General features: G+C 51.4%; 24 protein-coding genes. 17 read left to right on the top strand and 7 right to left on the bottom strand.

The features are described 5' to 3' along the window. The first annotated feature begins 22 nt into the window (after positions 1-22). On the top strand, positions 23-1,192 hold the full coding sequence (locus CHB92_RS19965; RefSeq protein ID WP_089321005.1) for a zinc-dependent alcohol dehydrogenase: 1,170 nt from the start codon (positions 23-25) through the stop codon (positions 1,190-1,192). Between the two features lie 116 nt (positions 1,193-1,308). Continuing rightward, positions 1,309-1,920 (top strand): hypothetical protein, encoded by a 612-nt coding sequence (locus tag CHB92_RS19960; RefSeq protein WP_245842745.1) that lies wholly within the window; start codon positions 1,309-1,311, stop codon positions 1,918-1,920. A gap of 22 nt (positions 1,921-1,942) precedes the next feature. Here CHB92_RS19960 and CHB92_RS19955 read toward each other — a convergent pair whose 3' ends face one another. Both CHB92_RS19955 and CHB92_RS19950 read right to left on the bottom strand, forming a co-directional pair. Then, positions 1,943-2,407: a hypothetical protein gene (locus CHB92_RS19955; protein WP_089321004.1), complete on the bottom strand. Its 465-nt coding sequence runs from the start codon at positions 2,405-2,407 to the stop codon at positions 1,943-1,945. 79 nt (positions 2,408-2,486) lie between these two features. Continuing rightward, a complete protein-coding gene (locus tag CHB92_RS19950) occupies positions 2,487-3,893 on the bottom strand; it encodes a sodium:solute symporter family protein (RefSeq protein ID WP_089321003.1) in 1,407 nt (468 codons plus the stop codon). A 360-nt stretch (positions 3,894-4,253) separates the two neighbouring features. Between CHB92_RS19950 and CHB92_RS19945 the strand changes: the two genes are divergently transcribed. The 7 genes from CHB92_RS19945 to CHB92_RS19915 all read left to right on the top strand — a co-directional run bounded on the left by CHB92_RS19945 (position 4,254) and on the right by CHB92_RS19915 (position 10,677). Beyond that, positions 4,254-5,153 carry a M48 family metalloprotease gene (locus CHB92_RS19945; protein ID WP_089321002.1) on the top strand — a complete coding sequence of 300 codons (900 nt, stop codon included), beginning with the start codon at positions 4,254-4,256 and terminating at the stop codon, positions 5,151-5,153. 130 nt (positions 5,154-5,283) lie between these two features. Continuing rightward, a complete protein-coding gene (locus tag CHB92_RS19940) occupies positions 5,284-6,009 on the top strand; it encodes a head GIN domain-containing protein (protein WP_089321001.1) in 726 nt (241 codons plus the stop codon). A 4-nt stretch (positions 6,010-6,013) separates the two neighbouring features. Next, the gene (locus CHB92_RS19935) at positions 6,014-6,595 is read left to right on the top strand and encodes a hypothetical protein (RefSeq protein WP_089321000.1); all 582 of its coding nucleotides are present in this window, start codon (positions 6,014-6,016) and stop codon (positions 6,593-6,595) included. Positions 6,596-6,997: 402 nt separating this feature from the next. Next, a complete protein-coding gene (locus CHB92_RS19930; RefSeq protein WP_089320999.1) occupies positions 6,998-7,918 on the top strand; it encodes a M28 family peptidase in 921 nt (306 codons plus the stop codon). A gap of 268 nt (positions 7,919-8,186) precedes the next feature. After that, positions 8,187-8,954 (top strand): outer membrane beta-barrel protein, encoded by a 768-nt coding sequence (locus CHB92_RS19925; RefSeq protein ID WP_089320998.1) that lies wholly within the window; start codon positions 8,187-8,189, stop codon positions 8,952-8,954. Between the two features lie 122 nt (positions 8,955-9,076). Then, positions 9,077-10,099, top strand: coding sequence for an SDR family NAD(P)-dependent oxidoreductase (locus CHB92_RS19920; protein ID WP_089320997.1), 1,023 nt, complete (start codon positions 9,077-9,079; stop codon positions 10,097-10,099). A 56-nt stretch (positions 10,100-10,155) separates the two neighbouring features. After that, positions 10,156-10,677 carry an NUDIX domain-containing protein gene (locus tag CHB92_RS19915; protein ID WP_089320996.1) on the top strand — a complete coding sequence of 174 codons (522 nt, stop codon included), beginning with the start codon at positions 10,156-10,158 and terminating at the stop codon, positions 10,675-10,677. 67 nt (positions 10,678-10,744) lie between these two features. On the opposite strand, the gene CHB92_RS19910 is transcribed toward CHB92_RS19915, so the two are convergent. Both CHB92_RS19910 and CHB92_RS19905 read right to left on the bottom strand, forming a co-directional pair. Further along, positions 10,745-11,452 (bottom strand): hypothetical protein, encoded by a 708-nt coding sequence (locus CHB92_RS19910; RefSeq protein WP_089320995.1) that lies wholly within the window; start codon positions 11,450-11,452, stop codon positions 10,745-10,747. Between the two features lie 63 nt (positions 11,453-11,515). Then, positions 11,516-13,357: a glycoside hydrolase family 3 protein gene (locus CHB92_RS19905; RefSeq protein ID WP_089320994.1), complete on the bottom strand. Its 1,842-nt coding sequence runs from the start codon at positions 13,355-13,357 to the stop codon at positions 11,516-11,518. A 195-nt stretch (positions 13,358-13,552) separates the two neighbouring features. Here CHB92_RS19905 and CHB92_RS19900 point away from each other — a divergent pair, with 195 nt between their 5' ends. The 6 genes from CHB92_RS19900 (at position 13,553) to CHB92_RS19875 (ending at position 20,779) form a co-directional block, all read left to right on the top strand. Next, on the top strand, positions 13,553-14,371 hold the full coding sequence (locus tag CHB92_RS19900; RefSeq protein ID WP_089320993.1) for a rhomboid family intramembrane serine protease: 819 nt from the start codon (positions 13,553-13,555) through the stop codon (positions 14,369-14,371). 2 nt (positions 14,372-14,373) lie between these two features. Further along, positions 14,374-15,147, top strand: a complete 774-nt coding sequence (locus CHB92_RS19895) for a TVP38/TMEM64 family protein (protein WP_089320992.1) — start codon at positions 14,374-14,376, stop codon at positions 15,145-15,147. A 75-nt stretch (positions 15,148-15,222) separates the two neighbouring features. Beyond that, positions 15,223-18,396 carry a S41 family peptidase gene (locus CHB92_RS19890; RefSeq protein ID WP_089320991.1) on the top strand — a complete coding sequence of 1,058 codons (3,174 nt, stop codon included), beginning with the start codon at positions 15,223-15,225 and terminating at the stop codon, positions 18,394-18,396. Positions 18,397-18,735: 339 nt separating this feature from the next. Next, positions 18,736-19,221 carry an RlpA-like double-psi beta-barrel domain-containing protein gene (locus tag CHB92_RS19885; protein WP_089320990.1) on the top strand — a complete coding sequence of 162 codons (486 nt, stop codon included), beginning with the start codon at positions 18,736-18,738 and terminating at the stop codon, positions 19,219-19,221. 81 nt (positions 19,222-19,302) lie between these two features. Continuing rightward, positions 19,303-20,148 (top strand): potassium channel family protein, encoded by an 846-nt coding sequence (locus tag CHB92_RS19880; RefSeq protein WP_089320989.1) that lies wholly within the window; start codon positions 19,303-19,305, stop codon positions 20,146-20,148. Positions 20,149-20,212: 64 nt separating this feature from the next. After that, positions 20,213-20,779 carry an HD domain-containing protein gene (locus tag CHB92_RS19875; protein ID WP_245842743.1) on the top strand — a complete coding sequence of 189 codons (567 nt, stop codon included), beginning with the start codon at positions 20,213-20,215 and terminating at the stop codon, positions 20,777-20,779. Positions 20,780-20,816: 37 nt separating this feature from the next. On the opposite strand, the gene CHB92_RS19870 is transcribed toward CHB92_RS19875, so the two are convergent. Next, the gene (locus CHB92_RS19870; protein ID WP_089320988.1) at positions 20,817-21,008 is read right to left on the bottom strand and encodes a hypothetical protein; all 192 of its coding nucleotides are present in this window, start codon (positions 21,006-21,008) and stop codon (positions 20,817-20,819) included. Positions 21,009-21,206: 198 nt separating this feature from the next. Here CHB92_RS19870 and CHB92_RS19865 point away from each other — a divergent pair, with 198 nt between their 5' ends. Continuing rightward, positions 21,207-22,169 (top strand): sterol desaturase family protein, encoded by a 963-nt coding sequence (locus CHB92_RS19865; RefSeq protein WP_089320987.1) that lies wholly within the window; start codon positions 21,207-21,209, stop codon positions 22,167-22,169. A 42-nt stretch (positions 22,170-22,211) separates the two neighbouring features. Here the strand turns inward: CHB92_RS19865 and CHB92_RS19860 are convergent, their stop codons facing one another. Beyond that, on the bottom strand, positions 22,212-22,673 hold the full coding sequence (locus tag CHB92_RS19860; protein WP_245842740.1) for a hypothetical protein: 462 nt from the start codon (positions 22,671-22,673) through the stop codon (positions 22,212-22,214). A gap of 87 nt (positions 22,674-22,760) precedes the next feature. Further along, entirely contained in the window at positions 22,761-23,810 is a 1,050-nt protein-coding gene (locus CHB92_RS19855) for a nucleoid-associated protein (RefSeq protein ID WP_089320986.1), read from the bottom strand. Between the two features lie 316 nt (positions 23,811-24,126). On the opposite strand from CHB92_RS19855, the gene CHB92_RS19850 reads away from it, so the two are divergent. Then, positions 24,127-24,846 carry a porin family protein gene (locus tag CHB92_RS19850; RefSeq protein ID WP_089320985.1) on the top strand — a complete coding sequence of 240 codons (720 nt, stop codon included), beginning with the start codon at positions 24,127-24,129 and terminating at the stop codon, positions 24,844-24,846. Positions 24,847-24,955: the final 109 nt, after the last annotated feature.

Raw genomic sequence — 24,955 nt, 5'->3', positions numbered from 1 at the left:
CTACACAAAATGAAAACAAATTATGAAAGCATTATGCTGGAATGGGGTCAATGACTTGCGCGTGGAGCGGGTCCCTGACCCCTCGATCCTGAACCCGAAAGACGCCATTGTGCGGGTAACCATGTCCTCTGTCTGCGGCTCGGACCTACACCTGCTGGATGGCTATGTGCCTACCATGAAAGCCGGTGATATTATCGGGCATGAGTTTATAGGTGAGGTTGTAGAGACAGGGTCTGGCGTGAAGAAGTTTAAAAAAGGCGACAGGGTCGTCGTTTGCTCCATTATTGGGTGCGGCGGCTGTGCGCACTGCCTCGATAACGATTGGTCGCTCTGCGATAACTCTAACACAAAGCCGGAATACCTGGATAAGGCTTTCGGTTATGCTACGGCTGGTATTTTCGGTTACTCCCATGCCTTTGGCGGTTATGCCGGCAGCCATGCCGAGTACATACGGGTACCTTTTGCCGATCAGGGTGCCTTTAAAGTGCCAGAGGGCCTGCCGGATGAATCGCTGGTATTTGTGAGCGATGCCTTCCCAACAGGGTTCATGGCAGCGGACATGTGTGGCATAGAGCCCGGCGACACGGTGGCCGTTTGGGGTTGTGGTGGTGTGGGCCAGATGGCGATCCGCAGTGCTTACCTGTTAGGTGCCGGCCGTGTGATCGCGATAGACCGCTTCGAAGACAGGCTGCAAACAGCCAAAGAGCAAGGCAAAGCAGAGGTTTTGAACTATGAAAAGGTCGATGTTCTGGAAGCCTTGAAAGAGATGACCGGAGGGCGCGGCCCAGACCGTTGCATAGACGCTGTAGGGCTGGAGGCACATACCACAGGTGTGGAAGAGTACTATGATAAAGTAAAGCAAACACTTCGGATCGAGACAGGCCGGCCAGCTGTGCTGCGCCAGGCGATCATGGCTTGCCGCAAAGGAGGCACGCTATCCATTGTGGGCGTGTATGGGGGGCTGCTGGACAAGTTTCCGATGGGCCCGGCCATGAACAAGGCACTCACCTTCCGGATGGGACAACAGCACGGGCAGCGCTACATTCCGGAACTGCTCGACATAGTAGCACAGGGGAAAGTAGACCCTTCCTATATCCTCACACACAAGTGGACCCTGGACCAGGGGCCGGAAGGTTACCAGATGTTTAAGAAGAAGACCGATAACTGCATGCGGGTCGTGTTTACGCCCTAAGGGGTTACGCCGATATTTTACAGCTTAATAAAAAGGGGAACTAGGGCTAGCTCCCCTTTTTACTTTTGTTCGCTTAACCACAACAGCTGGTGTGTATTTTGCATGGAGAGCGTAACATGACAGAAGGAAGAAGGTGCATGATGAAGCGTAGCAAGATCGGCCTGGCCTTGTTGCTAGCCGTATTTCTAACGGGTGTGGGGTGCAGGCAGGTCAGTGACTTGAAAGCCTTTTCCGAGGCGAAGTACAGCCTACAGGAGGTGCATGACCTGGAGTTGAACGGCATCGATGTGATGCAGAAGCGCGGCCCTGAGGACTTTACGACCAGTGAGGGGGACAGCCTGCTCGCCTCTGTCTCTAATAATACGCTTGAAGCCAGCTCCACACTGTACTTGCAAGTACACATGCCAGAGCCAGAAACAGCACATCAGATGACCATTAGCCAAATGAAATGGCAGTTACTGGTGGATGGCAAGGCCACCCTGCAGGGTGTGGTGGAAGAACCGATGGAACTGCACCAGGGGCTTAACAAGCTGCCCTTGCAGACAACCGTCACAATGGTAGAGGAGGAGGGGCTGCGCAACTACGAAGGTTTATCGAAGCTGATGACGCTGCTTGCCAAGAAGAAAGACCTGCGCCAGAACCTAACCTTCCAGATTAAGCCGACGGTAGAAATGCCCATAGGGGACCTGGAGGTACCGGCTTATATTAAGGTAGGGGCACCAGGGTAAGGAGCTAAAAAGTGCAGGCGCATCAATGGAAGCCTGTCGAGAAGTGCTGGTGAAAGCTAATGCTGGAGGTATCGGTAAACCATTCTAGTGCATCCTGCACTTCTTCGAAGAACTGCATCGCGAAGGGGTAAATATCCCGTGCCTTGTCCATCATGTCTTCCAGGATCAGCTTGCTGTGCAGATCTCCAGGTTCGATAAAGGCCATCTTTCTGATGCAGGAGTGGGACCCTAAGTACGGGGCGTGCTCTTCGTTTGCCCATATCTGATCGGCTGGCGTAATAATGCCTCCTGCTTTGTTATTCACCAGCCAGTACAATAGCCTCTGTTCTATGGCTGTGTCGGTGGCACGGGTGAGTCCTTCCCGGTAGACAGCCGAAGGTACAAAGCCATTGGCCTGTATTACCAACAGTTGCAGCGAAGGATACACGCATACAAGTAATTCCGGTGTGCTATAAATAATGTCCTGCCTTAAACCTGATAAGGGCATACAACCTGTTAAAAAGTACTTGTTGCAAGGTATGGTATAAAAAGAACAGAGGCAAACCTGTGCGGGTGCATGAGCCAGGCTATGATATATGGTGATGCTCCAGTTCTTTTCCCTGTTCAACCTTTCTGCCCATGGGCTGTCCCAGAAACAGCCCCGCAATGCTGCCTGCCAGGCCGTAGAGCATCGGGTTTATCTCCGTTTCCTGGTAAAGTGCCAACAGCCACACGCCCATGCCTAACAACATAGATGCTACGGCCCCGGCTGCGTTGGTTTTGCGCCAGAACATACCGGCTACGAGTGGTACAAAAAGGCTCACCAGGCTCAGAGCAGACGATTCGCTCACCAGTTCATAAATGTTGCTTTGCGTCAGGGCCATTCCTAAAGAGACTGCGGCTACTACTAAAACGCTGATGCGCGACAGGAGTAGTAACTTGTCATCATCCAGGTTCTTTAGAAGTGGGCGCAGCATGTTTTCGCTCAGGATGGAGGCAGGGGCCAGTATACCGCCACTTGCCGTGCTGATAATTGCCGAGATCAGGGCACCGAAAAAGAGCACTTGCACCACAAGAGAGGAGGAGCGGAGGATAAGGCCCGGCACCAGCAACTGGGCGTCTTCCTGCATCAGCTCCGGGTATAACAGTTTGGCGTACAGGGCCAGCATCAGGGGCATAAAAGCTACGGTCAGGTACAGGAAGCCAGCTCCAATAGATGCAGCCACTGCTATCCCCTCCGACTTTGCGGACATCACCCGCTGAAAAACGTCCTGCTGGGGGATAGAGCCGAGCCCGATCGTGATCCAGAGAGCAAAGTAGTTCAGCCAGCTCACGCTGTTCCGTTGCTCTGGTACAAACCGAAAGAAATCAGCAGGTAATGTGGCTGTCACCCGATGCAAGGGTGCTTCCTGTATCAGCTCCCAGGAGATAAAAATCAGCCCGCCGATGATCATGACTGTCTGTACAAAGTCTGTAACCGATACAGACCACATCCCGCCCAGGAAAGTATAGCCTACCACTATAAAGCTCCCGATGCAGATACCTGCTGGTGTGGAAATGCCGAATACCTGATTCATTACGATGCCCAGGGCGACCATCTGAGCGGCTATCCATCCGAAATAGGAGATGATCATAAAGAAGGCTGCTATTTGTTCGGTTGTCCGGTTGTAGCGGACGCGGTAATAGTCGCCCATGGTCAGCAGGTTCATGCGGTAGAGCTTTTTGGAGAAGAACAGGCCGACCAGTACCAGGCACAGCGCAGCCCCGAAGGGATCTTCTATCACGCCAAGCAGGCCATGGGCGGCAAACTCCGACGAGGCGCCCAGCAAGGTTTCGGAGCCAAACCAGGTCGCAAACACCACTGCCGTGGAAATGTAAAAGGGTAGTTGGCGGCCTGCCAGCAGAAAGTCCGTTGTGTTATGTACCCGTCTCGATGCCCAAACGCCCACCCCGATGTTCAGGAGCAGGTAAAGCAGCACAAAGAGTATCAGCATAGCGAAAGGTTTTAAGGGCTAAGATAAGACTTTGAGAGGAAAACAGAAGTACAGAGGTTGGAACTGAGCCTACAGGCCCTGTGTTCACGAAGCTTAAAGACGGAATAAGGCAACGGTATTTTACAGCAAGATCTGTTACTACTGCGCGATCTATTTGGATGCAACTTGAAAGCTTACGAAAGCAAAAGGGAGTTGATGCAAAGAAGGAAACAAGAACTATGGTGGGACATCCCTTAAAAGCTACCCTTTTTACTGTTTCTCTTCTTTCTTCTGTTTCTGGCAAAATACTTGCTCCTATACCAGTTGCTGTCCTTTTTCCGTTCTGAATATACAGCACTCCACTTCAAAGAACTTATACCTATGCTACACGCAAAGAAAATACTGTTTGCCTTGGGTCTGTTACTGGCTCCTGTGCTGGGTCAGGTGGCCCAGGCTGCAACTGAAACAGCTCCAGCTCAAAAAGAAACAGCAACGGATGGTGCACGGGATATCGTGCAGGAAATTATTAACGTAGTGGGGCTAAAGCCGCGCTTCGAACTACGGGCAGCGGATATTGACAACGCGGTGGCTGTTATTTACAATGGTAAGCGTTACATCCTGTACAGCGAGCGTTTCCTGTCTGAAATCAACAATGCCGTGCATACCGATTGGGCTGGCGTAAGCATACTGGCGCATGAGATCGGGCACCACCTGAATGGCCATACGCTGAGCAGAAGCGGCAGTAACCCGGCTGATGAGTTGGAGGCGGATGAGTTCTCTGGTTTCGTGCTACGCAAGATGGGAGCCAGCATGGCCGAGGCACAGGCTGCCATTGACCTGCTGTCGGAGGACCATACTTCCCGCACACACCCGGGCAGAAGTTACCGTTTAGCCGCTATTAGCAAGGGGTGGCATAGTGCCGATGATCAGCTTAAGATGATTGCCAAAGCACCCCAGCCAGACGAGCGGGCTATTGTGAGCAAGCCTTCGCAGCGAAACACGACAGGGTCTGTGCTACGGACATCGGCCGTAGATAGCCGCTATGTACTAACCCGTGTTAAGTTTACTAAAGCACCACAGGAGCAGTTTTTTGTTACGAATAACCTGAACTTGGTGCATGTGACGGCCAATGGGTATAAAGTTATCGGCAAGCTTGCCCGTACAAATAATCCTGATTTTCCTTACTACTTTAAAAGTGAGTACCTGAAGCCTGTGTTTATTTCTGAAGAGGGCGTGTTGGTAAACGAAGAGGGGCAGCGCGTAGGGCATTTGTCTACTTAAGAGTTTCGGTAATAGAAGATAAAACAGGGGCCACATCCATCATAAAGGATGCGGCCCCTGTTTTTGTAGCAAATTGCACTGCTTTTAATAACTTGCTGTGTAAACAGGTTTATCTATCTAAAACACAAACATGAAAATCTTGAAACTGCCGCCAATGCTACTGCTGTCCGTACTTTTGCTAAGCGCCTGCGATGAGCAGGGCATGTGCCTGAAGGGAGAGGGGGAAGTAGAAACAAGGACGCTGGAGTTGGAAAACTTTGTGGGAGTTCGCGTGGGTGGTAGTACCCGGGTTTTCGTTGAGCGGGGAGATGTGCAGCGGGTAAAGGTAAAAGGGCAGCCCAACGTACTGAATGAACTGGAAACAGCGGTGTCGGGGGATGTGTGGGATATCTCTTTTAGTCGTTGCCTCCAAGAGCATGAGACCGTGGAAGTGTACATAACCGTGCCGGAGCTTCAATCAGCAAAAGTAGGTGGCGCGGGATACATCGAACTGAAGGACGTGTTTGAAGGAGACGAATTTAATGCGGGCGTTTCAGGCTCGGGTAACGTAAAAGTGCTGCTCGGGGTAAACAGGTTCAATTCTGAGGTAAGCGGCTCTGGCACAATTACTGCCTCTGGAGCAACAAGAGAGCAGCGGGTATCTATTTCGGGTTCTGGCAGTCATCACGCCTTTGATATGAGCAGCCAGGAGGCAGAGGTGGACATATCCGGCTCCGGGGAGGCTCAGGTGGACGTCAGGAATACGCTAGAGGCCGACATCAGTGGGAGCGGGCGCGTGTATTACAGGGGTAGCCCGGACATCAACAAGAGTATTTCCGGCTCCGGCAAAGTGATTAAAAAGGAAAAGAATACATAGATACATGATCAAAAAATTAGGAAATGGCGTTTTACTGCTGGCCCTGCTGGTGTTTAGCTTTGCATGTAAGACCAAAGAGGACATTGACGTGTTTAAAGAGGCGGAGTACAGCCTTAAAAGTATAGATAAGGTAGAGATCAACGGAGTGGACCTGTTGAAGAAGAAAAGCCCGCAAGACTTTTCTTTCAGCGATGCGGCCTTGCTTTTCAGCGCTTTTTCTGAGAACAAGCTAAGCGCTACCTCTACCCTGAATTTACAGGTGGACCTGGGCGAGGGGAACGAAGATCGCACCATGACCGTGTCGCAGTTGAAGTGGCAACTGCTGCTGGCCGACCAGCAAACGCTGAGTGGCGTAGTGGCCGAGCCAGTGGAATTGAAAGACGGCCTGAACACGATCACGGTAAGCTCGCCGTTAAAGTTTGCGGAGGAGAACGGGAAGCCTGACTTAAACAAGTTACTGCGGCTGGCCACCCTGCTACAGCAGGACGAAGCCAAACGACCGAAGGTGACGCTGCAGATCAAGCCTACTATTCTTACCTCTGTGGGGCCTTTTGAGCTCCCTTCATATATCAACATCAAAGAATAAAAAAAAAGCCCTGATGATTCCGGGCTTTTTTTTTATTCTTTCAGCAACTTTTCGTTTTGAATGCCGTGGCCCGGCACGCTCCTTGTACTACCGTGTCTGTTGATTCTTAACTTTTAGCAAAGGACTTAGATGCAGAACTTACAAGACCATACTTCACGAGATAGAGGATTAAACATAACAGCGGGTGCCATAAGATTTTATGCCCGTAATGGTTGGGTGCCTTCTACAACTGCTATTCCCTCTGAAGAGAGCCACCCTTACAGGCCAGACCGTTATCCTGCGAGGCAGGCACTACCCAGCGGTATGCCTTACCGAAGCCAAAACTGGATAAACTGGGCCAAGCGCTAAGCCTGGGGCTTGGGTTCTCAGTTGCTTATCGTACATTCGTGTTTTAGCTCCTCTATGAAAAAACTACTTGCGTTCTCCTTTTTAGTGGCTATGCCTTTAGGCAGCATGGCCCAGCGCCAGGTGCTGGATAAGCAGCAACTGTTGCAGGATGTAAAAGTGTTGGCCGCCGATTCGTTAGAAGGCAGGTTAAGTGGAAGCGAGGGGAGTAGAAAGGCGCAGGACTACATACAGCAACGCTTCAGGGAAATTGGCCTAAAGCCTTTTAATAGGGAGTACAAGCAGCAGTTTAGCTTTGAGGCAAGGCAAAAGGTCGTGGATTCGGCTATAAATCTGGTCGGGTATATACCGGGCAAAACGGATAAGGCCATTGTGATCACAGCGCACTACGACCATGTGGGCGTGCGTAAAGGCGAAGTTTACAATGGGGCAGATGACAACGCTTCTGGGGTAGGGGCCTTGCTTGCCGCCGCTTCCTATTTTAAAAAGCATCAGCCGCAGCACACGCTCATCTTTGCCGCCTTGGATGGGGAGGAGCTAGGCTTGCAGGGAGCGAAGGCCCTTGTTGAGAATCCTCCTGTGCCAAAGCAAAACATCCTGCTGAACGTGAACATGGATATGCTCAGCATAAACGATAAAGGGGAGCTTTATGCCAGTGGCAGTTACCATTATCCGCAGCTAAAAAACATTTTGGAGCAGGTAAAGCCGCGGCCGCAGGCAAAACTTCTGTTGGGCCACGACCGGCCAGAGCAGGGCCACGACGATTGGACCGGCCAATCAGACCACTACCAGTTTCATAAGCAGGGAATCCCGTATGTTTATTTCGGGGTGGAAGACCATCCCCATTACCATAAGCCAAGCGATGAGTTCAAAAACGTGAACAAGGCTTTTTATCCGGATGCCACCGCCCTGGTTATCGACTTTTTGGAATTAGCGGATGAGAATCTGGACGATGCGGGTTTGCCAACCTGGCAGTAATTGCTGAGTGTTTCTGTTTAAATAAAAAGTGCGGCGAGAACTCATCTCGCCGCACTTTTTATTTCTGATTTCAGTCCATGTACTTTATCTTGCACAATAAATATAATCTGTTTTAATTATATTGGAAGACCTATCCATCTGCAGAGTAATACGTACAGGAAGAAGAAATTCACTGCCTGTTAAACAAAGTTATCCTTGTGTGTTGGACTGTGGTAGTACTCACCGGGCAATGAGCCGTTCACTTCATCAATCTTAAACCTGTCTGATAATGTGCAGGAGCTGTTTTAACCTCATCCTTATAACGATATTTGCCATCAGTTTTTCGCTGTCTGCTTCCGCCCAATCCCTTTTTTCAAGGCAACAGGGGATCAGCAATGTGCCGGAGCGGGGCCTGGTGATTGTAGCGGGTGGAGGTATCGCTGCCATAAAGAGTGACATCTGTGGCAGTTGGGGCTGCAATAATTTTGGGCCGAACGTAAGTGTCGGCGCCCTTTATAAGCTGACGCCCTACGTTGGGGTGGGCGGCAGCATTGACTACAACCGGCTAGGGGCCACCGAGAAGGACCCTTCCCGTTCGCTTAACATCACTTTTCAGTCCGAGGTAATAGAGGTGTCGGCTACAGCTGTGCTAAACCTGCTGGACAGTTATGCCGGATCAGCAAATTACCGTTCCTCGCGCAAACGATTTTTGGTGCCTTATATCAGGGCAGGGATAGGTTTTGTTTACTATACACCCACTTCATTTCCGGGTGATGGGGACCTGAACGATTCTCAAATAACCTATGACCCCCTGCGGAAGTATCCGGCTATAGCGGCAGTTGTACCTGTGGCAGGAGGGCTGCGTTTCCGTTTAAACGATGAGGTTAGTCTGGCTGGGGAGCTTATCTATCACGTCACCACCACAGATTACTTGGATAACATTGGGGGAAGCATCGGTAACCCCGGTAATAAAGACCATTATGGGGTTGCGGCAATAAAGGTGATGTACACGCCTGTTGTTAAGAACAAGATCTTCTCCCGAAAGTACGAACGCTAACAGCTGCTATTCCCCAGAAAGGCCTTTCATTAAACCACTAAAATCTGCTGCCGTAGTTAAGAGCGGGTGCAAAAGCCAGCGTTGGCTTTGCTGTGCCCGTGTCGCTATACAAAAACGGAGAGATGAAAGCAGACGATCAAAAAAAACTTTGGTGGTTAGCTGCCGGGGCGGGTGCCCTGTTGGCGGCAAGAGCCATCAGCCGAAAGCTAAATGCCTACGATTTTAACCGGAAAGTTGTGCTGATAACAGGTGCCCGAGGGCTTGCCCTGGTCATGGCCCGCCAACTGGCAGCAGAAGGAGCACGGCTGGCGCTTTGCGCCCGAGACGAAACAGAACTGGAAAACGCACGGCGGGAACTCGCTGAAAAAGGGGCAGAAGTATTCGTGCACAAGTGCGACATAACGCACGAACAAGAGGTACAGGCCTTTGTAGCAGCGGTGCAAGAGGAGTATGGCCTTGTTGATGTGCTGATTAACAATGCCGGGGTCATTCATGCCGGCCCTGTGACAGAGATGACCATTAAAGAGTTTGAAGAAGCCATCAATACGCATTTTTGGGGACCTCTTTACATGACCCTGGCTGTTTTGCCCGAGATGAAAGCCCGTAGGGAGGGCCGCATCCTGAATATTTCCTCCATTGGCGGAATAATCAGTGTGCCGCACCTGGTGCCCTACAGCGCCAGTAAGTTTGCTTTAACAGGCCTATCGGAAGGACTACGGGAAGAACTCAAAAAATACAACATCACTGTAACAACGGCCACGCCTGGTTTAATGCAGACAGGCAGTCCACGGCATGCGTTTGCGAAGGGGCACCATAAAGAAGAATACGCCCTTTTTAAGATTTTAGACTCCAGCCCTTTGACCTCGATGACTGCGGAAGAATCGGCCAGGAAGATATTAGACGCCCTGCGCCACGGAGATGCACAGGTAACAACTACGCTTCCGGCCAAACTAGGCGCCCTGTTGCACGGCTTTTCCCCGGAACTGATGACCGATATCTTTGCCCTGGTTAACAAAGTACTTCCAGGCGAGGGAGGTATTGGCAAGAACCGGGCGAAGGGATACGAGAGTGAGTCTCGCTTATCAGCGTCCAGCCTGACGGAGCGCACGCAGCAAGCGGCACAGAAAAACAACGAGTTGCTGTAAGAGCAAAAACGCTTCGTATTAAGAACAGTATCAGCTAACACCTGAAAGCTTAACCCATGAAAATAAAGAACCGTGAAATAGCGTATGACGGCTATTTTAAAATGTATAAACTGACTTTGGAACAGAAGGGGAATACCTTTACCCGCGAACAGTATGACCGGGGAGAGGCCGTTGCCGCGCTTGTTTATGATACCCAAAAAAAGGAGTATATCCTTACAAAGCAGTTCCGGATTGGCTCGGAGTCTGAGCTGATAGAAATTGTGGCCGGCATCATTGACGAGGGGGAGGACCCGCAAGAGAGCCTGAAACGCGAGATAGAAGAGGAAATTGGCTATGAGGTAGATAAGCTGGAGTACATCACTACCTTTTACTCCTCGCCTGGGGGTAGTAGCGAGAAAGTGTACCTGTATTATGCCGAAGTATCGCATAAACACGCGGAAGGAGGCGGCAACAGCGGCGAGAATGAGCACATCGAGGTGCTGCATTACAAGCCGGAAGAGCTGAAAGAGCTGCAGACACCAGATGCCAAGACCATCATAGCACAGCAGTGGGTACGCTTGCACAAGCCGCAGGGCTAACTGGCCGTCCCGGTGTTTGCTTAGACAAAAAGAAAAAGCTGGCATCTGACCAGCTTTTTCTTTTTGTCTATTCTTCTACTTCCCGTAGCATGTCCTGGGTGTCGGCGCTCCCCTCCAGAGCGAGGTACTCGGCCTGCAGGGTCCGGATTTTTAGCTTGTCGGCTGTCCTGACCTGATTTTGTATTTCCCGGCGCCGTTGGTTAAGCTCGCTGTACACGTAGTCCACGTAATCCCAGTCTTCCTGCGTCCAGTTACGGCGCTTGGTGCGCACAGTACCCATAAAAGTGAGGTAAGCCTCCCGTATATTCTCCGGTTGTATGTCGGAAATGTTCCCGTACTCCCCTAAAAGGCGCTCCTGCCACTCGGCAGCCAGAGCAGGCTGAAGCGGCAGCTGCTGGCGCCTTTCCTGCCGCTCTTCCCAACGCTTGTAGCGGGCCTGCAGGTCCCGGAACTCCTCTTTTGACTCAGCTGAGAGGCTGTCGAACTGCTCCTCGAGCTGTGCGTTTTTGCGGCGCAGTTCTTCCCGGATCTCTGGCCATTCCCGCCGTATGGCCGTGTCGCCTTTGTCAGCCTGTCGGTTTAGCCAGGCCCGGAACTCCTCCAACTCCTGCTCTGCAGCATCGCCTGTTCTAACGACACTGATCGTATCGGCTTCTTCTATGTCTCTGACTATTTCTCTCGTTTCTTCCAGCTCCCGCCGACCTTCGCAGTTCCAGAGCACCAGGCCCAGGAACAGTAAAGCGATGTATCGTGTGGTTGATTTAATTTTATCCATAATGCTAACGTTTATCGGAGAATTTCTCCAGCTCTACATACGGTAGCCGTGTTTTCTGGATACTCAGGGACCTGCGATAAGAGGCTTGTCCTTGCTGATGCCATCCCCATACACATAGTGCTGGTTAATGGTGACAGGGAGCTTGCCCCGTGCCGGGATCTGCCCGAAAAGTAATTTGACAGCGGCCTCCTGTGCCTGGTAATGCGGCTGATAGGCTATGACTAAAGCCTGGCTTTTCTCGATGCCTGGAAACTGGTTCAGGGCATAGGCATTATCAAAAAGGGTGATCACCGCTTTGTTGGAGCCAGCCAGCTTTTGTACCAGCTGCCTGGCTGCTTTGGAGTAGCCCAGGTTATTGCTCGGCCGGATACTTGGTCCATAAAGTGCAACCAGGACCACGTCATGCTTCCGCAGCTTCTTCCACAACCTAGCTGTTTCCCTGGCCCCTGCTTTGCGCGAGATAACGTAGTCGGTGGTTTTTGCCTGCTCTTTTAGCTGACGCTGAAACACGGTAGGTCGTTTTGCGCCAACAGAGAGCGTGGCAATCGAAAGTCCTTTTCCCTGGCGCACGGGCAGCATGTGCTTCCTATTGTTCAGCAGGGTAAGGGCGGCTTCGGCAATGGCCCAATTGGTACTGTCAGCGGTAGCAGGGGTCAGGTCCTCCTGCAGGTTAGCCAGGTCGATGGGCTGATACTTGTCCAGGCCCACCCATTGCTTGGCTGTCAGCACCCGCTTGCAGCGACGGTCTATCTCTTCCTGTGTGATGTCGCCGTTCGCGATGGCCTTTTTGATGGCCCTGATCGCTTTTGGTACATTCGCCAGCCGTTCCAGCACATCGTTCCCGGCTATGAGTGCTTTGGCCTCTGCTTCTCCTGTGTCGAAATACTTGGTAACGCCCTTCATTACCATGGCATCCGTGAACACCAAACCCTTGAACTCCAGTTGTCGTTTTAACAGGCCAGTAACAATAGGCTTGGAGAGGGTGGACGGAAGGTTCTCCGTGGAGTCCAGCCGCGGGATGTGCATGTGCGCTACCATCACACCGCCCACACCATGGCGGATCAGCTCCTGAAAAGGGTAGAGCTCCAGCGAGTCGAGGCGGGCACGGTTAAAGGGGATCACTGGCAGGTCGTGATGTGAATCCACTTCCGTATCTCCGTGACCCGGAAAATGCTTGGCCACGGCAATAATGCCGTTTTCCTGCATGCCCCGCATAAAAGCCAGGCTCTTAGCCGTTACGTCCAGCCGGTCTTCCCCGAAAGAACGGTAGCTGATAATGGGGTTGTTCGGGTTATTGTTGATATCGGCCACAGGGGCGAAATTCACATGCATGCCCATCCGCTTAAACTCGGCAGCAATCTCGGCTCCCATCTGATAGATCAAGCCATTGTCTGCCACGGCTCCTAACAGCTGCTGAAAGGGGTACTGTACCGTACTGTCCAGGCGCATGCCTATCCCGGTTTCGGCATCCATGGAAATAAGCAAAGGCACTTTTGAGGCTGCCTGGTAGGCGTTGGTGAGTTTTGCCTGGCGCACCGGGCCTCCCTGAAAGAAGATAAGGCCCCCGACCTTGTACTGCTTTATCAGCCGCATCACGTCTGCTTCGTAGTCGGGGCCCTGGTTCGAAAAGGCCTCCACTACAATCAGCTGGGCAATGCGCTCTTCGGGGCTGAGGGTGTTAAAAACGGAGTCCACCCAATGCGAGGAGGAATCCTCCAGCGCCGTGATCAGTGAGGCAGGGCGTACGTAGGGTGGCCGCACTGCGGGTACGAAGACTTCCGCCGGCACCTGGTTACTCTGCTGCTGTACATCGGTGCCCTCACAGGAAAACAGGAGGACAGGCAGTAGGAGCAGGAGCCAACTGAAGGGGCAGTGTCGGAAGCTATAAGACAAAGAGGTGGACATGGCTGTAAGTTAAACGCCACCACGCATACTTTCGTGCACGATACCCGGCCTTTACCAACCGGGTGTTGCGGCGGCGGCTTTGCACCGCAAGCGAGAACAGTACGTTATTGGCGGTAACAGGTAAAGCCAAACAAGTAACTTTTTGTTCAATAAACCTTATCTTTAAAATCCCAAGCCACACAGGCTTCTGCAAATATGCCAACTACTTTCTCCGGAAAAGACGGATCTACCCTACACAGCCAGGCAGTAAACTTTGGATACAGCTTTTTACCGAGTGCTTTGTTTGTTGCGCTTATGTGGCTCGTTGGCCTGCTTAGTTATCTGACGGATGCTTACCTCGGCTGGCTGGGGATATATCCCCGCCGTTTTTTCGGCTTGATCGGGGTAGTAACGGGCCCCCTGATTCACAACGATCTGCTTCATCTCCTGTCTAACTCCTTTCCGCTGGTCCTGCTTTCGGGTTTTATTCTCTTCATGCACCGCCAAAAGGCACTTAACATTCACGTGCTGGTGTATGTGCTGAGCGGCCTGCTTACCTGGCTCATCGGGCGGCAGGCCTACCATATTGGGGCGAGTGGGGTTGTGTACGGCCTAGCCGGCTTTCTGCTGTTCAATGGTTTTTTACGGCAAAACAGGGGATCCATGGCCATATCCTTTGCTGTGCTCTTTTTGTACAGCGGATTGTTCTATGGCCTGTTTCCGAACGAAGAGGGGGTGTCCTGGGAAGGCCACCTGGCAGGACTGCTGTCTGGTTTAGTGGCGGCCATCGGGTACGGAGAGGGAAACCTGGAACAGGCAGAAGCACAAAGGCCCCTGGAGCCCGACGTTGTGCAACGGCACATGAGCAATACCATGAGCCGCCACGACCAGTACCTGCGTATCCGCTACACGGTGAAAGAGGGGCCGGAGCCGGGAAAGAGTTACTCCTATACCTACAACCCCGATACCGGAGATACCCAAGTTCAAACAAAGTCTACGGCTCATGCGTCTTTCTTTAGAAAGAGAAGCACCTGAGCATGGACAAGCAAAAAGATCTAACACGCCACAATCCGAAAGGGGCAAAAGACTTAGAACATACAACTGAAAAAGAACGCCAGGCAGACAAAGGGCAGGTAAAGCAGAGCAAATGGCCCTTGTATGCAACCATTTTACTGTTTGGGGGGCTGGTTGCCGCTTATTTTGTATTCCCCGGATTTAAGCACGGTGTACACGAGGCCTGGCAGGTGCTTTCGAGCGGCGATAAGCAGCGTATCTCGCAGTGGGTAGGGCAGTTCGGCTTCTGGGGCCCCTTCTTTATCATGGCGGCAATGGTCGCGCAGATGTTCCTGCTGGTTATTAACGTGGTGGCGCTTATGCTGGTGGCTATTATTGCCTATGGCCCGGTGTGGGGTTCTGTGATTGCCATCAGCGCCGTGGCCGTAGCCTCTACGGTTGGGTACTGGATAGGGCACGGGATAGGGGAGGCAGGTGTTTCAAAGCTCATTGGCCAGAAGGCAGAGCGAAAAGTAGCAGGTTTTGTTGACCGTTACGGGTCCTGGGCCGTGATCATTGCCCGTATCTCCCCGTTCCTGTCAAACGATGCCATCAGCATTGTGGCAGGACTTGCCCGGATGGGATACTTTAAGTTCTTGGGGGCCACCCTGGCGGGTATAGTTCCGCTAACTGTTTTACTTGCCTGGCTAGGGGAGAGCAACGAGCGCCTGAAGACGGGGCTGATCTGGATCTCCGCGATCAGCCTGGTGCTGTTTATCGGCTACGTGCTGTATGATAAGTATGTGAAGAAAGACTGAACTATAGCAGCGGCGAATTTGTGTTTGATCGGTATATTGCCTTATTTAATTATTTGAATCGCAATAAACCGACCCATGAACAAGAAGATATTACTAAGCTTGCTACTAGGAGCGGGTAGTTCTTTTGCTTTTGCACAGCAGCAGGAAGTCTACTTTGCTACCAACCCCAGCATCTCCCCGGATGCAAAAACCATTGTCTTTGGTTATGAGGGCGACCTCTGGCAAGTGAGCAGCCATGGCGGCACTGCCACGCGCCTTACCGGCATGGAGGGGAATGAGTCCAGGCCCCGCATCTCGCCCGACGGCAAATGGATTGCCTTTACATCCTCACAGTACGGCAACGAGGACGTGTACGTGATGCCCGTGGGGGGCGGCGAAATAAAGCAGCTCACCTATCACGAGGGAGCCGACCAGGTGGAATCCTGGGGCTGGGACTCCAAGACCATTTACTTTACTTCGGACCGCTATAACCGCTACTCCTCTTACAAGCTGAGCCGGGAGGGGGGCACACCCGCCCGCTTGTTCCCGCACTATTTCCATACGGTGCACAACGTGGTGGAGCACCCAAGCAGCGGGGAGGTCTTTTTCGACGAAAGTTGGGAGAGCAAGCTGTTCATTCAACGCAAAGGCTATAAGGGGGCCTATAACCCGGATGTGCAGTCCTATAACCAGAAAACACAGGAGTACAAGCGCTACACCGACTACAACGGCAAGGATTTTTGGGTAACGCTGGACAGCAAAGGGAACATGTACTTTGTGTCGGATGAGGCGAACGGAGAATACAACCTGTACACTTTTAAGAACGGCAGGAAAACACAGCTGACAAGCTTTGACACCTCCATTAAGTGGCCCTCGGTGAGTGCCAACGGCGAGAAGATCGTGTTTGAGAAAGACTATCAGCTGTATGTGTACGATGTAGCCTCCGGCAAAGCACAGAAAGTGCAGGTGAACACGCTGCATAACAACACGCTGGAGAAGGAACAAGGCTTTAACGTGGCAGGAAACATCACGAACTTCGACGTATCACCCGATAACAAGAAGATGGCTTTTGTGTCGCGGGGCAGGCTGTTTGTGTCGGACACGAAAGGGAAGTTTGTAAAGGAGTTAGCGACCCGGCCCGGCGAAAGCGTGCGGGAGGTGAAGTGGCTGGCGGATAACAAGCGCGTGATTTACAGCCAGACAGAGAACGGCTACTACAACTGGTTTGTGCAGGCGGCCGATGGCAGCTCTCCTGAAAAGCAACTCACCAGCGAACGGCACAACAACCGGAACCTGGTGCTGAACAAAGACCGTAGCCAGGGGGTGTACTACAGTGGCCGCAAAGGGGTGAAGCACATTGACCTGAAGGCGCTAAAGACTAAGACGCTGGTAGAGGATGAGATCTGGGCGATGTACAACTCCAGCCCGAGTTTCTCACCCGATGGGCAGTATGTGTTGTTCACGGCCTACCGCAACTTCGAGGAAGACATCTTTGTGCATCACCTGTCCAGTGGAAAGACCTACAACCTGACCAACACAGGCGTAACGGAAACAGAGCCTGCCTGGTCGCCGGATGGCAAATACATTTACTTTGTGTCGGACCGCACCAGCCCCAGCTATCCCTATGGCATGCAGGACCCCGACCTGTACCGTATAGCCCTGAGCAAGATCGAGAAGCCGTATCGCTCCGATAAGTACAGCGAACTGTTTAAAGAAGAGCCGAAGACGGAAGAGAAGGACGATAAAAAGAAGAAGGACAAAAAAGACCAGAAAGAGGAGGCCAAGCCGCAGGTTCTGGTTACCCTAGACATGGAAGGCCTGCAGAACCGCTGGGAACGCGTGGCTGAGAACTTTGGCAACCAGAGCAACCCGGTGCTGCTTCAGAAAGACGACAAGACCATCCTGCTCTTTACCTCGACTCACGTAGATGGGAAAGACAACATCTGGAAACTCACCACGAGCCCTTTTGAGGAGCCAAAAACAGAGAAGATTGCTGGTGCCGAAGCCGGCTCTATTCACCTGTCTTCTGCGGACAAGGACCACTACCTGCTCCTGAAAGGAAACATCCACACTTTGAACCTGGAAGGAAATAAAACAGAGAAGGTGGAGATCAACCACAGCTTCCGCAAAAATCTGAAGGAGGAGTTTAACCAGATGTTTTACGAGATATGGGCTGGCGTGGAAGAGAATTTCTATGACGAGGATTTCCACAACGTAGATTGGGAAAAGAAAAAGGAAACATATGCCAGGCTGCTGCCTTACATAAATAACCGCACTGATCTGCGCGTGCTGCTGAACGATATGCTGGGCGAACTCAACTCCTCGCACATGGGCTTCAGCTCCAGCGGAGAGGAAGAGAAGGCCTATTATAAAACCCGTTCCTTAGCTACTGGCTTGTTGTTTGAAGAGGATAAGCCGTACCAGGTAAAAGCCGTGGTGCACAAGGGTGCCTTGGATGTGAAAGACAAACACGTGCAGCCGGGCGATTTGCTCGTGAAGGTAAACGGGCAAGCCGTAGACCAGGGGCAGAACCGGGAGTATTACTTCGTGATGCCGTCTTTGCAGGAGGAGGCCAGCCTGACCTTTGCCCGCAGCGGCAGGGAGTTTACGGTAAAGGTGCACCCCCAGAGTTATGGCAGTCAGCGCGAGAACCTGTACGACGAGTGGGTGGAGGCCAACCAGCAGTACGTGGACGAGGCCTCTGGTAAAAAGATCGCTTATGTGCACATGAAGAACATGGGGGCAGAGGCCCTGGAGCAGTTTCTGATCGAGATGACCACGGAGGGCTACCAGCGGGATGCCCTGATCCTGGACCTGCGCTACAACACAGGGGGTAACGTGCACGATGACGTGCTACAGTTTCTGTCCCAAAAGCCGTACCTGCAGTGGAAGTACCGCGGAGGGGCTCTAACCAGCCAGCCAAACTTTACCCCAGCTGCCGGACAAATGGTGTTACTGATGAACGAGCAGACCCTGAGCGACGGAGAGATGACAGCCACCGGCTTTAAAGAGCTAGGGCTGGGTAAGATCATCGGCACCGATACGTACCGCTGGATCATTTTTACCTCCGGTAAGCAGTTGGTGGACGGCTCTTTTTATAGACTCCCTGCCTGGGGCTGCTACACGCTGGATGGTAAGAACATTGAGAAAGAAGGAGTGATGCCCGACATTTTCGTGGAGAACACCTTTAAAGACCGCCTGGAGAACAAGGATCCCCAACTGGAGCGTGCTGTGCAGGAGATTATGAGTACGCAGCAGACCAGGAAGTAGATAAAAGGACTTTACTTTACCATAAAACAAAGAGCCAGCTACACAAGCTGGCTCTTTGTTTTAGCGCATTTAACAAACTGTACCTTTAAATTTTTAACTTTTTTATTTTATATATTCTAGATACAAAGTTTAATACGATTGTGTTTTATTTTAGTAACATAACATAAATTATTATAAAAATAATAGTGCAGAAAAACTAAGGGAAAAACTGCTTTTTCTTTGTAGAAAAGCAACCAAATATAACCATTCCATTTTAGAGTCGTTTAAGCGGGTTATTGTAAATAAATCGATGTTTCACGAAATGGATTTCTCATGTTTAGGATCAAATTATTCGTGGCCATGTTTACTGTAATAGTAGCAGCAGCCAAAGAGTTTTCCCTATTAAAGGCAGAATCCCCCGCTCCGAAAATCGAACAAACACCACTTGGCTGGCCGCCCTTAGAATTAGAAGAAGCTAGTCAACCAATTACAGAACCCAAAAGCGAAGTACCTTCTTTCACCGTTTCCGCCTCCGTTTACTTTCCTGAGCCCGCTCAGACAGATGACACGCCTTATATCACGGCGGACGGCTCCCGCATCAACAAAAGAAACCCCGGCAAGCACCGTTGGATTGCTGTTTCGCGCGACCTTCATAGCCGCTGGGGCGGTAACATCAATTACGGCGACTCTTTGTGGGTAACCGGCATTTCAGACCAGTTAGATGGCTTGTACGTGGTACGCGATGTAATGAACAGACGTATGCGTAAGCGCATCGACATCCTGGTGGGCAAGCACGACGAGGTGATGGGCTTCTGGAAAAATGTGCAGATAGCCAAACTGGATTAGGCAGAGCCAAACGAAGAGCAGCCGTAGCCGTACCCTATGCAGAAACCCAGCGTCTGACGTGGGGTGCATTTCTATTGACCAATGGGGGAGCGAAAACTGCGTAAGGAAACGGAAAAAGAACAACTGGAGCACGAGCGCTATGAGCTGCTGAACAGGCTGCAGGACGCGCTGGAGTTGCCGATGGTGGTGCTGGGCTTTATCTGGCTGGTGCTGCTGGTGGTAGAGCTAATCTGGTTGCTGAACCCGGTGCTGGAGCTGATCAGCAACATCATCTGGATATTGTTTATCCTTGACTTCGGGATCAAGTTTATACTCGCGCCGCATAAACTGCTCTTCCTGCGCAATAATGTGCTGACGGCTCTTTCGCTGGCTGTGCCGGCCCTGCGTCTGTTCCGGGTAACCCGTGCTTTCCGGCTGATAAGCTCTGCGCGCGCCGCCCGTGGCCTGCGCCTGGTAAAGGTCGTTGGCTCGATTAACAGGGGCATGCGCAGCCTCGGCAAGACCATGAAGCGCCGGGCCTTTGGCTATGTGCTGGCCCTGACAGTGGTCGTGACGACTGCGGGGGCCGCAGGCATATACGCCCTGGAGGGGGACGAGGGAATTAAAAGCTATGGCGATGCCCTGTGGTGGACGGTGATGCTGCTGACCTCCATCGGCAGCGACTACTTTCCGGTAACGCCTGAGGGACGGATTCTGTGCCTGTTGCTGGCCATCTACGGTTTCGCCGTGTTCGGTTACTTTACGGCCACTGTTGCTTCGTTTTTTATTGACCGGGATGCCGGGAGCGAGGAGGCTGAGGTAGCCGGGGCCAGACAGGTGAAGGCCCTGCAGCAGGAGATTGGGATGCTCCGAACCGAGTTGCAGGCCGTCCTGCACCAGCAGCAATTGCCTGCTTCTCCCCCGGATAGTAAACCCCCGGAAGGGTAAGCAGGCTTTGGCCGTTGGTGTATTATCGCTATTTTCGGTCATTAAACGTTTACCGTACCTAAAAATGATAACACACAAAGAAGCGAGGGCCATACTGCAGCGCCTGACCACCAGCGAAAGCCTGCTGCGCCATGCGCGTACAGTAGAGCTGGTGATGCGAGCCTATGCGAATAAACTAGGGGAGGATGAGAACAAATGGGGGAATACCGGCTTGCTGCACGATGCCGATTACCAGGCCTACCCGGAGCAACACCCGAACGTAATTGTGAACCTGCTACGGGAGCAGGGCGAGGAGGAAATGGCACATGCCATCTCGGCGCACTACACCAAGTGGGGCGTATCGTACAATACTTTGCTGGACAAAGCCCTGATTGCCTGCGACGAAATAACAGGTTTTGTAGTAGCCTGTGCCCAGGTCCGACCTAACCGGCTGGAAGGCCTGGAGGCAAAATCAGTGCTAAAGAAACTGGGCCAGAAAAGCTTCGCCGCATCGGTAGACCGTGAGGAGGTAAAGGCTGGTGCCGACCTGTTTGGCGTGGACCTGAAAGAACACATCAGCTTTATCATTAATGTACTACAACAACACCAGGAAGAGCTGCAGCTACAACCACAGGAAAGCAACCAATCATAAAAAGCAAAGGCAGCTACAGCGCTGGTAGCTGCCTTTGTTACATCATATAGTCCTGTAAGATCTCCAGACCCTCTTTGTCGTTCTGCGCCTCCACTACCTCATCTATCACATACTGTATTTCCTGCTCAGTCCAGTTCTCCTTTTCGGCTGCCTTCACAAAGGTGTCCAAGGCTAAGAAGCGGGATCCCCGGGCCGGTACTGTTGCTTTAACTTTCTTTCTGATGCGCATGCTGATTTGCTTTTCGTTGCAATTTACGAAAACAGGCAGCTAGGGAACAGTAAAAATTTACCTCGTAATAAGCTGGTCTTAAACCTTCGGAAACAGCCCTTTCCCATACTTCCCGGCTCTTACCGCCGTTTCAAAGTGCCTTTAGCTTAACCCTCGGCCACTTTAGGCGTTGAATGCCTATAGAGTAATGGTACGAAAATGGAAAAACAACTCCTGACGCTAGATGATCTGAGTAAAGTGGATGAACTGACCATTATGCACTATGCAGCGCCTATAATTGTGCTGTCGGTGGCGGTAGAGTGGTGGGTCAGCATTTACAGGAAACGTAACAACTATCATAAAACAGAGTTCTTTTCAGCCTTAACCATAGGCGCTGTAAATGCCGGGATAGGAGCGGTGCTAAAAGCCTGGCTGTTGGGCGTGTCGTTGCTTATTTACAATCAGGTGCCCTGGGCCGTGCCGCGTACCTGGTGGGGCTTTGTGATTTGTTTTGTGCTGATTGACTTATGCCGGTATTGGGCGCACCGCATCTCCCATGAGCAGCGCTTCTGGTGGGCCACGCACGTAACGCACCACTCTTCTGAAAGAATGAACTTCTCTGTCTCTTTCCGGACAGGCTGGACGCAGCACCTGAAGTTCGTGTTTTTCCTGCCGGTCCCTTTTCTAGGCTTCGACCCCTTTACATTTTTCATGTGTCACCAGGTAGCGGTGCTGTACCAGTTCTGGGTGCACACGGAGCTGATCAAAAAGTTACCGGCCCCTGTAGAGTACATCTTTGTGACGCCCTCGCATCACCGGGTACACCATGGCTCTAACCCCAAGTATATTGACAAGAACTATGGCTCTACTTTTATTATCTGGGACAGGCTGTTCGGTACCTTTGTGCCGGAAGAGGAAAGGCCTACATACGGCCTTACAAAACCTGTGCATGGCTTTAACCCGGTGCACCTTGTTTTTCATGAGTGGGTGGATCTGTGGCGGGATATCCGGCACAGCAGTTCTGTAAAGGAAGTAGTTAGCCTGTTGTTTAACCCCCCGGGGGCTATCGTTACGGCGCACCAGCGGCAAGCCTTAGTGCAGCAGAGCCCGGTGCAGGAGATGAGGGCAGAGAAAAAAGAGACAAGGGCAGGGGACACTTTACGTGCAGAGGACGCAGCCTAATAAAACAGAAAAAGGATGGGACCCCATCCTTTTTCTGTTTTATTAGTAGCTCTCCTGGAACAGTTGCCTTTGCTGATTGGCCTCTGGGTTTGTCTGTGCCTCGTTCGGCACACCCATTTTATCTTCGCGGCGGTTCTGGTACTGCTGGAACTGCTGCGGCGTAAGCACATCTTTTATCTTGGAAAGCCTCGTTTCGCTGATAACATCCAACTGCTGTACCATTTTGCGGGGATTGTCCTTATACTTCAGTTTAGCCTCCTCCATAAACTTCATGCTGCTGCGGTTGATCCCTTTTATCTCCTGTGCCTGCTCCGGTGAAAGCCGGAGGTGGCTAACCATAGAGGCTGTGATCGCATCCGCACGTTGCTCCAGCGCTTTCTCATCTACCTGCGCTTCCTTGGCAGATTGTTTTATAGCGGAGGGAGCCTGTGCGTAAGTAACTGTTCCGCCAAGGGCAAGAAATATGGCAAGGGCTATTCTTTTCATGTCTGTTATTTTTGTCATCAAGGGCTGCTAAAACAATTATCGTTCCTCTTTCTGCATGGCCTCAGGTTTTGTGGAAATCTCATTGCCAGAGAGCCTAGCGCGGGCTTAGCTTTCGTTGTAAAAGTACACTTTGTAGAAGTGCATGCCGCGCTCTTTATCAAAACCCCGCTCTACAAACTCTTCGCTTTGCTCGGGATTATAGCCGCTGAACTTGATCTCGATCTGGGTATCCAGCTTTATAAAGTTACGGAACTTCCGCTTCATGTTGCGCACCGTGTTCTTATTAATGGCAAAGTCTGTTAAGCCTTCGATATCCCGCTCTTCGGCAAAAGCCTGGCTATAGTTCTTAAAGCGCTCCTTCGTTTCCGGTTCGTCAATAACGCTGCTGGTAAACTCCTCCAGGTCAAAGGTCTCGCTCTTCGAAAAGTAATCTACCGAGCGGCTGATAAAGTCAACCTGCGCTTTCTTGCTCTCCGTACGGGCGAACACTTCCTCCGAAAAGTCTTTACACAAATTCAGGGCCGTCTTCGTGTTAAAGTTGGTGTCTTTCAGCTCTGTCACGTTCAGAAAGTTCTCTTTCCAGAACACGGCATCGGTTCCGTTGGCATCGACCAATTTTACGCGGAAGCCGTCTTCTGCCTCTGTATTAAAGATCATACAGCCCTTGTCCACCGCCTTTAGGTTCACACCGGAGTGGTAGTTTACGTTCAGATCGTCGTCGCTGTCCTGAAAAGTAAGGAACGTATCTTTGTTCTCTGACTTGAAGATACCCACGGCTTCCACCATCTCGTCTTGCAAGAGGCAGCCGCTAAAATGCACCACATACAACTCGCCGCTTTTTACCTTCGGGTGATCCGATTGCTCATACAGGTGATTGAGAATATGCACTGAGTACTCATGGAAGTTGCCGGGATCGCTGAAGACTAGGGCGGCATAAGCGAACATTTCGTTCAGGGCAAGGTCGGAGGTATGGGTGAACCGGAAAAACTCCTCCTGCTTAAAGGGGGCCAGGAAGTAGTTCAGTAGCAGGTCAGACAGTTGTTCGTCCTGTAGGTCTACAAGCTCCTTTGAGGCAACCACACCCTCTTCTTTTGCTTTGTTTCCCACCCGGTGCACAGCCATTTGCTTCAGGCGTACTTGCGTTTTCTCATTCATCTCTATGGTCCTTCATATTTCGGCTGCAAAGGTAAATAATATATGTTATGAATCAGACGGGAGCCAGATGATGACAGGCGTGTTTACCCTTGGATACCAGGTCCCGGAGGAGGACTAAGTGATAAAGTACGTGTTGATGGAACTTTTTTGCTGTTAATACAAATCGCTTTAAAATTTTATTGTATTAGTAATCAGGTGGTTGTGTAAGTGTGTGAGGAGGCTGACCGGAAGGAACGTTGTTATGGCATGGTTTTTCCATTAAGCCTATTCGAGCAGCGCGGCTTTTAACAGAGAGAACACTTAAAAGATTTCAACCATGAAAAGGATATTTTTACTTATAGCAGTAGCACTAGGCTTTTTAGCCACTAAAGTGAATGCGCAGCAAAGACCAGGATACGGAAGCCAGTCTTCTTATTATAAAGCAGAAAGCCCGGTGCGTTTTGGTATCAGGGCAGGGGCCAGCTTAGCTGACTGGAATGGGGAAACCATGCAAAGCGTACAGGACCTGGTAGAGTTAACCGATGGCAGTGTGACGCAGAAGATGCGGGAGGGCTTCCATGTGGGTGGTTATGTGAGCATTCCGGTAGCCCCAGGGTTCGAAATCGAGCCGGGGCTGCAGTACTCGCAGAAAGGCATGGTATTGCAAGGCAAGATTCCGGTTGAGCAGGTGGATTTCCTGAACACCACTGCCACCATCACAAACAAAGCAGAGTACCTGGACCTGCCCGTGCTGGCGAAGGTGTATGTAGGAGAGGGGTTCCATATCTTCGCTGGCCCACAGGTATCCTACCTGTTATCAAACAAGGTGCAGGCCGAGGCGGGTGCGCTGGGTTTTAAAGCACTTAACCAGGAGTGGGATATGAAAAGCGGTTTCCGCGAGGTAGACTTTGCCGTGACAGGCGGACTGGGCTACAGGTTCCAGAACGGCTTTAACCTGAGCGCTGGCTACGACTACGGTCTGAATTCTATTGATGACAATGGCAGTTTCGATACTTATAACCATGTGGTGAAAGCTTCCATCGGTTATACCTTCTAGTTTCGTTGTTTTGTTGTCTCGTCCTGAAATAAGTTGACGGGTTTGAGACGAAGTTACTTTTTAATTTGAGACCTCCAATGCGTTTGCGTTGGAGGTTTTCTTTTTCCAC

It is taken from the genome of Pontibacter ummariensis (assembly GCF_900188175.1).
GTDB classification, from domain to species: domain Bacteria; phylum Bacteroidota; class Bacteroidia; order Cytophagales; family Hymenobacteraceae; genus Pontibacter; species Pontibacter ummariensis.
The sequence above is the reverse complement of the archived record's forward strand: the minus strand, read 5'-3'. Positions and strand labels throughout refer to the sequence as shown.